15 protein-coding genes are annotated in these 13,086 nt (G+C 38.4%); 4 read left to right on the forward strand and 11 right to left on the reverse strand.

The features are described from left to right. Positions 1-422: 422 nt before the first annotated feature. Positions 423-977, forward strand: a complete 555-nt coding sequence (locus tag D172_RS05925) for a DUF2971 domain-containing protein (protein WP_150115555.1) — start codon at positions 423-425, stop codon at positions 975-977. Positions 978-1,004: 27 nt separating this feature from the next. Here the strand turns inward: D172_RS05925 and D172_RS05930 are convergent, their stop codons facing one another. Next, on the reverse strand, positions 1,005-1,721 hold the full coding sequence (locus D172_RS05930) for an IS110 family transposase (RefSeq protein ID WP_007378963.1): 717 nt from the start codon (positions 1,719-1,721) through the stop codon (positions 1,005-1,007). 11 nt (positions 1,722-1,732) lie between these two features. Between D172_RS05930 and D172_RS05940 the strand changes: the two genes are divergently transcribed. Beyond that, positions 1,733-2,847, forward strand: a protein-coding gene (locus D172_RS05940; RefSeq protein WP_150115556.1) for an IS3 family transposase whose coding sequence is annotated in 2 segments (ribosomal slippage) — positions 1,733-1,985 and positions 1,985-2,847 — 1,116 coding nt in all. Because the reading frame shifts where the segments join, the coding sequence is not laid out codon by codon here. On the opposite strand, the gene D172_RS21675 is transcribed toward D172_RS05940, so the two are convergent. Continuing rightward, positions 2,828-3,220: an IS110 family transposase gene (locus tag D172_RS21675; RefSeq protein ID WP_058230540.1), complete on the reverse strand. Its 393-nt coding sequence runs from the start codon at positions 3,218-3,220 to the stop codon at positions 2,828-2,830. The genes D172_RS05940 and D172_RS21675 overlap by 20 nt on opposite strands. Further along, entirely contained in the window at positions 3,217-3,477 is a 261-nt protein-coding gene (locus D172_RS21680) for a hypothetical protein (RefSeq protein ID WP_058230541.1), read from the reverse strand. The genes D172_RS21675 and D172_RS21680 overlap by 4 nt, the downstream gene beginning before the upstream one ends. 347 nt (positions 3,478-3,824) lie before the next feature. Here D172_RS21680 and D172_RS05955 point away from each other — a divergent pair, with 347 nt between their 5' ends. Next, on the forward strand, positions 3,825-4,226 hold the full coding sequence (locus D172_RS05955; protein WP_058230542.1) for a hypothetical protein: 402 nt from the start codon (positions 3,825-3,827) through the stop codon (positions 4,224-4,226). 106 nt (positions 4,227-4,332) lie between these two features. Here the strand turns inward: D172_RS05955 and D172_RS05960 are convergent, their stop codons facing one another. After that, positions 4,333-4,827 carry a dual specificity protein phosphatase family protein gene (locus tag D172_RS05960; RefSeq protein ID WP_007378176.1) on the reverse strand — a complete coding sequence of 165 codons (495 nt, stop codon included), beginning with the start codon at positions 4,825-4,827 and terminating at the stop codon, positions 4,333-4,335. An 89-nt stretch (positions 4,828-4,916) separates the two neighbouring features. Here D172_RS05960 and D172_RS05965 point away from each other — a divergent pair, with 89 nt between their 5' ends. Further along, positions 4,917-7,115, forward strand: a complete 2,199-nt coding sequence (locus tag D172_RS05965) for an exonuclease domain-containing protein (RefSeq protein WP_007378177.1) — start codon at positions 4,917-4,919, stop codon at positions 7,113-7,115. 53 nt (positions 7,116-7,168) lie between these two features. On the opposite strand, the gene D172_RS05970 is transcribed toward D172_RS05965, so the two are convergent. From D172_RS05970 to dinG, 7 genes are all read right to left on the reverse strand, one after another. Continuing rightward, positions 7,169-8,044: a DMT family transporter gene (locus tag D172_RS05970; RefSeq protein ID WP_007378178.1), complete on the reverse strand. Its 876-nt coding sequence runs from the start codon at positions 8,042-8,044 to the stop codon at positions 7,169-7,171. A 174-nt stretch (positions 8,045-8,218) separates the two neighbouring features. Then, positions 8,219-8,371 (reverse strand): DUF2496 domain-containing protein, encoded by a 153-nt coding sequence (locus D172_RS21225; RefSeq protein WP_007378179.1) that lies wholly within the window; start codon positions 8,369-8,371, stop codon positions 8,219-8,221. After that, complete coding sequence (locus D172_RS05975) at positions 8,355-8,636, reverse strand: late competence development ComFB family protein (protein WP_007378180.1); 282 nt, start codon at positions 8,634-8,636, stop codon at positions 8,355-8,357. Before D172_RS05975 ends, D172_RS21225 begins: the two co-directional genes overlap by 17 nt. Positions 8,637-8,687: 51 nt before the next feature. Further along, positions 8,688-9,581 carry a histone deacetylase gene (locus D172_RS05980; protein WP_007378181.1) on the reverse strand — a complete coding sequence of 298 codons (894 nt, stop codon included), beginning with the start codon at positions 9,579-9,581 and terminating at the stop codon, positions 8,688-8,690. Beyond that, positions 9,581-10,189, reverse strand: coding sequence for a primosomal replication protein (locus tag D172_RS05985; protein WP_007378182.1), 609 nt, complete (start codon positions 10,187-10,189; stop codon positions 9,581-9,583). Before D172_RS05985 ends, D172_RS05980 begins: the two co-directional genes overlap by 1 nt. Before the next feature lies 1 nt (position 10,190). Continuing rightward, positions 10,191-10,967 carry a sulfite exporter TauE/SafE family protein gene (locus D172_RS05990; RefSeq protein ID WP_007378183.1) on the reverse strand — a complete coding sequence of 259 codons (777 nt, stop codon included), beginning with the start codon at positions 10,965-10,967 and terminating at the stop codon, positions 10,191-10,193. Further along, positions 10,967-13,042, reverse strand: a complete 2,076-nt coding sequence (gene dinG / locus D172_RS05995; protein ID WP_007378184.1) for an ATP-dependent DNA helicase DinG — start codon at positions 13,040-13,042, stop codon at positions 10,967-10,969. Before dinG ends, D172_RS05990 begins: the two co-directional genes overlap by 1 nt. Positions 13,043-13,086: the final 44 nt, after the last annotated feature.

The following is a 13,086-nucleotide window of genomic DNA, read 5'->3' on the forward strand; positions in this document are numbered from 1 at the left end:
TGGAACAATATTACTGATCTGTACCTTTAAGTGTGCTTTTGCAATTACATAAATTGATTGGAAGTTAGGTAATTGTTTACAAGTGATTATTTGGTGGTTAAGGTAAATGCATTGAATATAGGAACATTGTCGGTTTATAAAACGACAAATGTCGTCGATTAAGTTGCTATGCCAATTCTATTCAGAGTGTGTGGAATTTGAACAATTATTTTAAGTATTGCCCAATCAATTCTCATGAAGAATTAGATAAAGAATACTCCCTGACAAACTTGTTTAATAATCAAGTAACATTTTCAAGGAGAAATAACTTTAATGATCTTTTTGATTCGAGAGTCGAGTTTAGAACACCGTCTCGAACGCGCGTAAGGAATACTTATAAAAAGCTCTCTGGGAGTTCAAAGCTAACATTCAAACAACTTTACATGGGTAAAGAATCAAAGCACAATTTTGAATTACTTCATACAAAAATGAATGAAATATTGGATAGTTACCTTTTTTACTGCATTACGGATAATCCCACTAATAATTTAATGTGGTCTCATTATGCTAATTCGCATAATGGTTTTTGTATTGAATGGGATAAGAGTTATGTAACCCCAGATAAGGTTACATACAAAAAAGCATTAGCAAATATTGATATTTTAGAATTAATAGAATCAACACTAGATTTGAGATCAAAAGATGAATTAGGTATTCAAGCGTGGGATGCTCTAAAGGTGAAATTAAATGAATGGGAATATGAAAACGAATTTCGTTTAAAGTTAAGTAATGATTCTAAGCACCTTATTAAGCAAGACTTTAAGGACTTTGCGTTAGTTAAATCCCAACCTGAGTGGATTAAATCTATTATATTTGGGTATAGGATGCCTATGAAAACAAGAGAATATATTCGTGATAATGTTAATAAAAATATGGTATTCAAAGAGATAGTTATTGCATCAGATAAATGTAGTCTTAATCTTCGAACATTAGGATAACAACACGCCCTGAGGTGGCAGCAAGCGCTAAAGCTCACTTTCCACCGCAAATTTTAACAGCGGTGATCCCTTACTTTTCAATGCGGTTAAGTAAGTTGATTCATCGTAGGGCGTATGTGTTTTCCAGCACCTAAATAGGATTCGTATCCACTTAAATGCCAATGATCTGATGATGGTATTATGAGGTTTTCCTTTGGCTTCTTGCTGCCGATAATATGCTTTAGCCCAAAATGAATAACGCACAGATAATCCAGCCCATTCCACAAATGTTTGCCTTAAAAATTTAGTGCATGAGTATCGCCAGTGTATCCATTCCTTTTTGCCACTGCGTTCGGTTACTGGAGCAATGCCTGCGTATTTTTGTATGTCAGCGGCGCACTTATAGCGGTCACGATTTGACCCCATAGCGGCTAATAATCGAGGTGCTAATTGTGGCCCCGCCCCAGGTAAACTATCAAAAATAGCGCGATCTGTATGTTGCTTATAAAGTGTTTTAATTTCGTCATCAAATCGTGTTATTGCCAACATTAGCTGTTTAAGTTGCGGAATGAGGCATTCAATAAGTAATAAGTTTGGCGTGATCACCGCCATATCTTCGGTGAGAATTTCTGCATCTTTTATTTCTTTTATCCGCTTTTCATTAACGAGTGGGTAGCGGGAATTATGTTGATTAAAGAAGTCGAGTGGTAATCCCCCCGAAAAATAATAGATGCCAAACGTAGAATTTTCTCTTATTGTAAACACAGGAGAAAATTATGAAAAAAGCACATTTTACAGACAGTCAGATCCTTGCCATTTTAAAACAAGCAGAAAGCGGCGTGCCTATTCCTGAGCTATGCCGTGAACATGGTATGGGCAACTCAACCTTTTATAAATGGCGCGCTAAATACGGCGGCATGGATGCGTCTTTAATGACACGAATGAAAGAGCTTGAAGATGAAAATCGCCGTTTAAAGAAAATGTATGCTGAAGAGCGGCTAAAATCTGAGGTCATTCAGGAGGCAATGGCAAAAAAGTGGTAAAGGCTTCTGAGCGCAAAGTCTTGGCTCATGAAGTCGTTAGCACAAATAAAATGAGTATTGCCTTAGCCTGTCGTACTTTCATGATAAGTGAAACATGCTATCGCTATACGCCAAAACTGTCTGATGAAAATGAGAAAATTGCAGCGTTGCTATTGGATTTAAGCCAATGTCAGCGTAATTGGGGATTCGGTTTATGTTTTTTATATTTACGCAATGTTAAAGGCTACACATGGAATCATAAGCGCGTTTATCGTATTTACCGTGAGCTTGAGTTGAATCTGCGAATAAAGCCTAGAAAACGTCTAACAAGGAAGAAGCCTGAACCATTGGCTGTCCCTGAGGCCATTAACGAATGTTGGTCAATGGATTTTATGCACGACCAATTATCGGATGGCAGAGCGTGTCGCTTGTTCAATGTGATTGATGATTTCAATCGCGAAGGACTCACAATAGATGCTGACTTATCACTCCCCGCTGAGCGTGTTATCCGCTCACTCAATCAAATTATAGAATGGCGTGGTAAGCCAAAAGCTATCAGGTGTGACAATGGGCCTGAATATATTAGCCATAAATTAGCAGAGTGGGCGTTAAATAATAATATTGAATTACGATTTATTCAACCAGGTAACCCGCAACAAAATGCTTATGTAGAGCGGTTTAATCGCACGGTTAGGTATGACTGGCTAAGTCATTATATTTACAGTGATATTAGTGAGTTACAAGATAAAGCAACCGATTGGTTATGGACTTATAATAATGAACGCCCTAACATGGGCATAGGTGGAATAACACCCATACAAAAACTGGAAAAGTTAAACAACGAAAATTCTACAGATAGCCTCCATTAAAAATGGGGGGATTACCGAGTAGTGTTTGTTTCCTCGCTTTTTTAGCGTGAGCAAGAGAGGGCCAGCGCAGTAAGAAGTCACAGAATATTTGAGTGTCTTTTTCTTTAAACCAATCAATCACGTGGGGATAATAATTTTTTAGCGTTGTGGCTATTTTATTGGTTAAATTAACACGATCTTGTACTAGTTTACGTCTGTATTCGACAAGCTGCGCAAGACACCTAACGTCCTCTGAATCCGACCTAATAACCGTTAATTTATCCATATGAAGTTGTAAGATTTCAACTTGAATAATTGCATCAGTAGGATCATCTTTAGCCCCGCTGTGCGTAAATGCGGCACGGTATTTAGCAACACTTGATGGGTTAATCACAAATAATACAATGTGCTTAAATTTACTGAGTGCATATATAAGTGGGCCTTTTTTAGCTCACACGCGACAGCAACAGATCTGCCGTTGTAGCGTTGTTTTAACTCAAGCGCCCATGCATTAATTGACTTAGGCTCAGAGGAAATCACACTTAAATGTTGTGTATTTGTGTCACGATTTATTTCACAAATATCGTGTTTACGGTCAGCCCAATCGATCCCGATAAGGGCAGCAAAATCTGAGACGTTAAAGGCTTCCATTTTGGGCCTCCTAGAGGTAAAGTGAAAGAATAAATAGAGGCTAATAGTGTTTCTCGCAGGTCTTATAGATAGTCGGCATTACGACAATCCCTGAGTATGCGTATTGAAACAAATAACTCCTGTTGATCCGAAAGTCTTGTTACAAACATTGATTGTTTCCGCTCAAATATTCGTGATCAACAGAAGCATATTCCATGTATTAATGAGATAGGTAAATACATTAATTAATGGAACGGAGTAACTATAAGCACTTTAAACGGAATAAAAATAGTTGGCTACGTTTCGCTCCGCTACACATTATAGTCAACAATTTTTGTCCGCTTAAGTGGGCATTAAAAGGAGAGACGATGGCAAAGGTTAAGAATTTTTTTCTTTTAACATTACTACTTTTATCCGCATGTTCTTATGTAACAAATGAAACTGAAGTTGAGCGTAGGTATAAAAATGCAGGCTCATTAATAGGAACAGCCTTGGCCTGCGAGGACAATTTGCAAATTATCAACTCGTCAAAAGCACTGGAAATGTATATTTCAAAGCAGGAGCTAGCTAAGTATTACACGAAAGAAAAACTAGACTACTTCTTAGCTGTGCATGACAGAGTTGCGATGGAAACATGGCAACATTTAGATGAAATTAAGGCAAAAATAGGTAAGCCACATAAAGTCTGCCAAAGCCCTAGCTTTAAAAATAATACTACAAAAAGTCTATATCGTTGTATTCATATGGGTGAAGCGACGGTGTGCCTGTAGTGTTGGTAACATAACAAATGGTTAAGCGTTATCAACACTAAATCATTACTAGCATTAAAGTGTTTTTAGCACTATTTATAGTGCTAAATCTTGCCCAGTTCCTGCTTCACGCTTCAGAGTTATTAAAGTACTCTTTTTGCAATTCTATAGTAAGCGCTTTAGGGCGAATGCCTTGTACTAGGCTGTATACTTCTTCTTTTGTGTAACCTGCCGAATTTAAAATAAGCGCAGCGACCAACCCTGTGCGGCCTGTACCGCCTTTGCAATGTATGGCAATGGTTTGTTTGTGTTGTATGGCCTGTAATATGTCGGTTTTGTGGGTGTTCCATCTTGATATAAAAGGCTGTTTTGGTGCTTCGTCGTCATTTATAGGTAAATGAAACCAGGTTATATCGTGTTTTTTGCACTCATTATTAATTGTTTCTACGTTGTTTTTTTCAAGCTCCTTTTGCGGCATAAGTGAAAGCAGCATGTGAGTTTTAGCAGCTTTTAATGTAGCGATTGAATCAGCTAGGTTTTGTGTTTTTGTGCCTGGGCAAGGCGTAAAAATAATATTTGCGCCGTTGTTGAGTGATAAAATATCGTATGGGTGCGCGCTCATGGTAAGTCCTTTATTTTTAATGAATTTGCTTTTATACGCTCACTATAGCGTGTTTTAGTTACAAGTTTAAGATTGAATAATAAGCACAAATGCTAGATACTGTTTTTATATACAGTTATGGCGATATTATGAAAAAAGAATTACCAGCAAAATACTATTTAGCGCATTTTAGAGAGCTTATTGAGTTTGTAACAAGTAAATGTATGCATTTACTTGAGCCCAAGCACCGCGAATTTATTAGTAAAATTAACCAGCTAGATGAGCAAAGCCAATGCATGTTGGCGCGTGTGTACTCGCGAAAGCCTTATTTGGTGCAGGCGCAATCGCTTAATTATGAAGAAATAACCTCGCCGCATCAGGCTATTTATACGCTAAAAAAAGCCGGCATTTTATTTGAGCCAAACGAGCAGCATTACCAGCAGCTTTTAGCGCACTTAACTAAGCCTTCTTTGGTTGAGTTGCTAAGTAGTTATAGTGAGCAAATAAGCTTTAAAAAAAGCGCCGCTAAAGGCGCGCTGGTGGATATTGCGCGTGAATTTTTTAAAGCATGCCCAAAAGAGCTCGCGCCACTTTATAGCCAGTATGTAATTAACAACCGCAGTGATTACTACGAGTATTTTGAGTTTTTATTTGCAGGCAAACTAAGCAGTGGTGATGTGAATCATCAAAACCGTTTTGTAATGCGAGACTTAGGCTTAACCGCTACGCGCGAAGGACACAGCGAGAGTTTGTCACGTTTTGAAACACTTGACGAATCGCAATCAAACTATTTATTAAACCGTTACCGGTTAGCATTTAAAAATATTACAGATGAGAGCGATTACGTCGATTTAGCGTCGCAGGTTTTAGTGCAAGCTGCACATGGTGCAATTGCCGTTGTATTAAAAAATAGATTATTAGTTAGGCTTTATAGGCAGCTAAAAACAGTTGATAGCGAACTTGCTTTTAGTTTACTTGAAGGGTGTGTGGATGATAGCGAAGCACAAGAAATTCAAATAAGAGAGCAATACAGGCTTGGCAATAAAGAGTGGGTAAAAGCTCGATTAGAAGCCATTATCGAAAACCCACTTACTGATGATTTACTGTATTTTGCTGACGATTTTTTAATGCGTAAGTTTAATAAAAAAACACGTTCGCGTTTAAGTGCCATGCTTGCCGACACTCAGTGCGTGCTAGAAATTGATGAACTGTACCGAGGTGAAGTAGAGCAGGGCGTAAACGATTATTATACTCGCCAAGGTATGGCTGTATTTAATACCGAAAACACGCTTTGGCAAAGTTTGTTTGGTTTAGTATTTTGGCACGAGTTATTTGTGGAGTCGCCTTATCCGCCATGTAATGAGTTTGATATTTATCCGCAAGTATTAAGGCTTGGTAATTTTTATGAAGCGCAGCAAACACAGATAAATGAGCGCTTAGCGCAGTGCCAAACGTCGCAAGCATTACTTAATCTAGTATGCAAACATGCAGCGCAATACTTTGAGCAACCTAACGGTTTGTTCAGATGGCGCAGCAATTTATTAGAGCCACTAGAGGCGCTTATTTTAAACAGCCCTATTAAGGCGCTAATTGCGCACTTAACAGCCATGAGCAAACATTATTTACAGCTGAAAGACGGCTATCCCGACTTAATGGTCATTAATAATGGCCAAGTACATTTTGAAGAGGTAAAAGCCCCTGGCGATAAGCTTAGGCGCAACCAACTTACAACTATTGATAATTTAAAAAATGTGGGCTTTACAGTACATATTGCTGCGGTTAAATGGTTTGTAGATCCAAACCGTGTTTACAGCATCGTTGATATAGAAACCACAGGCGGCTTAAAAGGCGGTAACCGTATTACCGAAATAGGCCTTGTAAAAGTGCAATACGGTAAAGTAATTGATAATTGGACGAGCTTAGTTAACCCCGAGCGCCATATACCTGGCTTTATTACGTCATTAACCGGTATTAGCGACAGTATGGTTTACAACGCGCCTGTATTTGCCGATATAGTTAAGCCGCTATTAGATAAACTCGCAGGCAGTATTTTTGTAGCCCATAACGTGAACTTTGACTACGGCTTTATTAAAAAAGAATGCGAGGTTGCAGGGCACTTTTTTAAAATGCCAAAAATGTGCACCGTGGTTGAATCGCGCAAAGCGTTTAAAGGCTTAAAGTCGTATTCGCTTGGCAATCTCTCATCGCATTTTAATTTAAATTTAACGAGCCATCACCGCGCATTGGCCGATGCAACCGCTACTGCTGAGTTGTTGTTACTTATTCAGCAATCCCAAATTAGTGAATAAGCAGTAAATCTTGACGCAAGAAGTAGTATGCAATTTTAAGCACTTAGCTTACTTTAGCTAAGTGCTTTTTTTCGTGGTAAAAATCCAGTTACAAGCATCGTACCTATAATTACAAATAATGCGCCGAGTAAAGTATTTGGCCCAATTTGCTCATCTAAAATTAAATGTCCCCAAAAAATGCCAAATAGTGGAATTAAAAACGTGACTGTTAACGCCGATGTAGGGCCTATATCGTCGATTAATTTAAAAAATAAAATATAAGCAAGTGCGGTACACACTACTCCTAATACGAGTACACCTAGCATAACGTTGGTGCTTGGTATTTCTCGTATTGGCATAAATAAGATAAGCGGTAATACCATAAAGCTTGAAGCCCACATTGAGCCATGAGCGTTATCGAATGGGGCCAATTTAGGCGCGTTTTTAGTGTAATGCGATGCAATGGCATAGCAAAGTGATGCGCTTAATGCTGCTACTATGGCTAAAATTGATTGGCTATTTAATACAAAATGATTTTGCCCAACAAGTATTGCAACACCTATCAAACCAAGCAGTAAACCAAGCACCATACTTTTTGTGGGCTTTGTTTTTGTCCATAAAATTCCAACTACAACACCCCATATTGGTGTTGTAGAATTTAAAATAGAGAGTGTGGATGCACTAATAGTTTGGGCTGCGTAAGCAAAAAATAAAAACGGCAGAGCAGAATTAAACGCGCCTATAATAAAAAAGTGTTTTTTATGCTGGATAAACGCTAAACGGCGTTTTAAATATAAAGCAACAATAAATAAAGTAACTGCAGCAAAGCCTACTCTAAACTCAATTAATACTGCAGGCCCCAAGCTGTTAGCTGCCATTCGCATAAATAAAAAAGAAGCGCCCCAAATAGCGGCCAAAAAAAACAATCGTAGTAAGCTTGCTAAGGTCATGATAGTACTTTAATTATACTGGTTAGCTTGTAGAGTAACAGGGTTTATAAATGGTGTAAGCCATATTCGGAACTGACACATAAAAATAATAAACCAAGGTTAATAAAGAAAAGTTAATTGTGAGAAATACGAAGAGACTGTAACTACCTATCCAATTGAGCAGGCTAAATAAAGTTAACTTTCGGTTCGCTTCTTTTCAAAGTCGCTTTTAACTATTTCAAGTGCTTTTAGTACTTCTTCTGGAGCAACATCGTGTTGCTCTAATATCATAATTAAATCTACTGCAAGTTTAATGTATGTTGGAGCTTGATCAAGTGGGTTGGTCATGGTGCTTTTTCTTTTTAGAAATTTGACTAATAGCCACATCAATCGCAGTTTGTACGCGTTCTTCCATATGTGTACGTTCGGCTTGTGGTAAGTAAAATGCCATGTCTACGTCATAGCGAATATATCTTGGTGGCAGTTGGTTTAGTACAGTACAGCAAAAGTCAGCCATTACATCTTCGTTGTATTGTCTATCAAGTTTTCTTTTAATTATTTCTTCTAGAACAATTTTTTCGTAAAAGTTGTGTATATCGTCATGTAATCGCATATTCCTATCACTCTTTGTTAATCCATTTAATTGAGTTTATACCAAGGCTTACTATAAATCGATAGCGGCTTTAAATAGTTGTTTATGTACATTAACTAATGAGGTTAAATTACGTTGATAACCACCGCCAAGGCTGCACATGAGTGGTATTTTCTGTTGTTTACAAAAATTGAGAACAAAAAAGTCACGTTTATATACGCCATTGAGCGATACATTTAATAACCCTAACTCATCTTTTTCGTAAATATCTGCGCCAGCATTATATAAAATAATATCGGGGTTATGAATACGCACGCAAAAATCGAGTGCTTGTTTTAATGTAGTGAGGTACTCAGCGTCGGTTGTTTTAGCGGGTAATGCAAAATCGTAAGTGGATTGCTGTTTATTACGAGGGAAATTTTGCTCACAATGAATTGAGCAGGTAATAATTTGGTCATGATTTTGAGTGATTTGTGCTGTGCCATCGCCTTGGTGTACGTCGCAATCAAAAATTAAAACAGTGTCGGCTTGCTCTGTATTTATTAAATGTGCTGCTGCAATAGCTAGATCGTTAAAAATACAAAAACCGCTACCGTAATCACTGTATGCATGATGATAGCCACCACTTAAATTAGCCGAAAAACCATGTTTTAGCGCGTGTTCACTACTTTGGATGCTTGCCCCAACTGATAGTAATGTGCGCTCTACCAATTCATTTGAATAAGGAAAGCCCATTTTTTTTATGGCTTTATTGCTAAGCGTGCCGTTTAAAAAGTTATTTATATAAGTTTGATTATGGCAAAGCGAAAGCTGAGCAGGCGTTGCTTTTATAGGTGAAGTAAAATTATTGGGAGTTAAGCCTAGTCCTTCAATTTCTGCTTTAAGCTTTTGGTATTTTTGTATTGGAAAACGATGGCGCTCAGGAAGCGTTAAAGCAGAATATAGCGGGTGGTAAAAAAGCTGCATTAGCGTAATTGTTGTTTTTCGACTTGTTGAATTTTATCTTCGGTGGCAGAAATTGCTTTTCTGCAGCGGCCTAATCGAGCGTGTGTGCTTAATATTTCAAGGTTAAGCTTTTGTGCTTTAGCAGGCGAGGCTTTATCCATTTGCATTTTTCGCTCTTCAATCATGAGCACTAAACGGCGTTCAAACTCATGGTTTTGTTTTAATTCGTCGTAAAGCTCATGCGACGATTGCATTATTTTTTGCACAGCTTGCTTGTAAACGGTTTGCTTAGGGCGAGGTTTATAATGGCTTTTATTTTCTTTAACCCAAATAGGCGTTGATTTAATAACGTTGAATACGGCTTGTACTTGAGCTGCAATACGTTCAAGTGCGTAGGTGTATGCATGACGATGTTCGCTTGGCGGTAACCTTGACACTTCGTCTTCTATTTCTATTACGTAATCGACTAGGTTCATGCTCTTTGTGCTAAAAACTGCGCGGTCAAACAAGCTAGGTTGCGCTTGCATGTAACGATTTTTAGAAAAAAGTTTAGCTTTATCAAATTGCTCAGCTTGTTGTTTTAGCGTTGCAACTTGTTGGCGTAGTTTATCTAAAGCCATTGAATGCATATTAAAAGTAAGCCTCGTAAATTAGTTTTAATGCTAAAAGTATAACCATAGTATTAAAGACTGGACGAATAAATTTGCTACCAAAACGTATTGCTGAATGCGCCCCAAACCATGCGCCTAGCATAATAAAAAAGCCCATTGTTATGCCAAGTAAAAAGTTTACATGGCCGAGTGCAACAAAGGTTATCAACGATATAAAGTTAGACACAAAGTTCATTGAACGCGCTAAGCCACAATTGAGTAGCAGGTTCATTTTGTAAAGCATGCCATTAGAAGCAGTCCAAAAAGTACCCGTACCTGGGCCTGCTAAACCATCAAAAAAGCCTAATGCTAAACCTTGTAGCCATTGTTTTATTTTCATCGCTTTGTTTAGTTTAGGAAGTTTATTACCTTCGGTGGTACTTAAATTACCAAATAAACTATAGCCAGCAACTAAAATAATAATAATTGGAAGTAGTTTGTTTAAAAAGTCGATACTTAAATGATCAACAATAACAGTACCTATCAATGCACCTATTGCGGTAGCAATAATAGAGGCAGCCCAAAACTTAGGACTAAATAAGTTCTTTTTATAGTATGTATAGCTTGCCGTTAACGAGCCAAAACTTGCTGCTAGTTTATTGGTGCCTAATGTTAAATGTGGAGGCAAACCAGCAGTTAATAAAGCGGGTACAGTTAACATGCCACCGCCACCGGCGATAGCGTCTATAAAACCTGCGGCAAGTGCAACAGCACATAAAACAGCCCAGGTTGTTGGATCGAGTGCGAGTTCAAACATTAATAATCTATTTGTCTTTTAAAAGGTGGTAGGGTGTCGAGCATGGCTTTACCGTATCGCTTAGTAACTAAGCGCCTATCGAGAATAGTAATACAGCCTTCATCACTCTCTTTTCGCAGCAGTCTACCACAGCTTTGTACCAATTTCTTTGCGGCGTCTGGCACGGTAATCGTTAAAAACGGGTTACCACCTTTGCTTTGTACAAATTCTGCTTGCGCTTCTTCTATCGGCGAAGTAGGTACAGCAAACGGAATTTTAGTAATTATTAAGTTCTCTAAATATTTACCTGGTAAATCAAGACCTTCTGAAAGGCTTTGTGTTCCAAATAAAATACTGCCTTTGCCTTCGTCTACATTTTTGGTGTGTAATTTAAGTAACGCTTCTCGCGACATTTCACCTTGTACTAATAAGTTAAAACCTTTTGTTCTAAGAAACTTTGTTACGTGGTCCATTTGCCAGTAAGAAGCGAATAATACAAGGTTCGCTTTTTTATCATTTAGGTACTCTGGCAATGTTTTAGCTAAGTGGTCACTAAAGTCTTTATCGGTTGGCTCTACTTTAGATACAGGAATACGTAAAGTGGCTTGTTTTGGGTAATCAAAAGGAGAAGGTACTTTAATAAATTTAACGCCTTCTTCTTTAGCAAGCCCTGTTTCGTAAGCAAAGTGATCAAACGAGCCCAGTGCACTTAATGTAGCTGAGCACAAAACAGCGCCCGCGCATTCTCGCCACAATTTATCTTTTAAGTAGTAACCGACCTCGATAGGGCAGTCGCTTAATAAGTGGTCGTGATGGCTTTTATATTCAAGGCGTTTTATCCACCGTGCATGAGGTGTACCTTCACCCTTTTTTGCGTAACTAAACCAAAGTTTGTTTAGTTGTTCTAACCGGTTTATGTATTGGCCACTTTCGCCTAGTATTGGGTCCGCAACGTACGGTTTTATATCGCCGTCGCTTACATCTTGGGTAAGGGTGTCGTGCATTTTGTTTAAACAGCGCAGTGCATCTTGCGTGGCTTCGCTTATGTCTTTAGCTTTACTGTGCAGCGATTCTGGGATCTCACCGTGTTCAAAGCGATAAGTATCGTCTTTTGAGTATTCAAAGTCGGCATTATCAAGAATATCGCGAACTACTTTTAAATCTTTATTTGCGTCATTAATACTGTCGCAAAGTTTAAAGTTTTGCCCAATGGCTCTTTGCCCCACTAAAACCTTCGCCATTTTTCCGCTAAACTTAGTGAGCTTATCAAGCCATTCTATTGTGCCTTTTATTGTGGCAGCAGCAGATGAAAAATCGCGTGTTATATGTGCTAAATGGTGCGCTTCATCAATAACGTAAATGGTGTTGTCGGGCTCTGGTAAAATTTTACCGCCGCCTAAGTCTAAATCGGCAAGTAGTAATGAGTGATTAATTACCAGTACGTCCATTTGCATCAATTGATTACGAGCAAGCTGAAACGGACACGTTTGATGGGCCTTCATTTGGCGCTGACACGAATGTTTATCGCACGCTATTAAGTTCCACACTCTATCGGGTACAGTATCGGCCCAGCTGTCTCTATCGCCTTGCCACTTTTTATTCACATAGGCGTTATATAGCTCATTTAAACACTTGGTTTCCATTGCGCTCAATGGTGAAGTAAGCGATGGCATAAAATCCATTTGTGTTTGGCTATCGCCATTAACAGCATTGTGTAGTTTGTGAGCGCAAATATAACGATGACGACCTTTTACCAAATCAAATTTAAAGTCGAGGCCTGAATGCTTTTTAAAAAACGGGAGCTCTTTTGCTATTAATTGTTCTTGCAGTGCAACGGTAGCAGTCGAAATAACCAGTTTCTTTTTTTGTGCCAAGGCCAGTGGTAATGCACCTAAACAATAGGCAAGAGACTTACCTGTACCGGTGCCTGCTTCAATAACACATATGCGTTGTTTTTTGTGATAGTCGCCTGCGAGTGTTTTTGCTATTTCGGCAACAAGGTAGTTTTGGCTACTTCGCGGGCGGTAATCAGTTAGGTTATTAGCCACATGCTGGTGTACTTGCCTAATTGTTTTTTTTAGTGAGTCAGAAAGCATGGGATGATTTACCTAAAGTATGTATATAATTACAGTGTATATAT

It is taken from the genome of Pseudoalteromonas sp. Bsw20308, assembly GCF_000310105.2.
Classification (GTDB): Bacteria; Pseudomonadota; Gammaproteobacteria; order Enterobacterales; family Alteromonadaceae; genus Pseudoalteromonas; species Pseudoalteromonas fuliginea.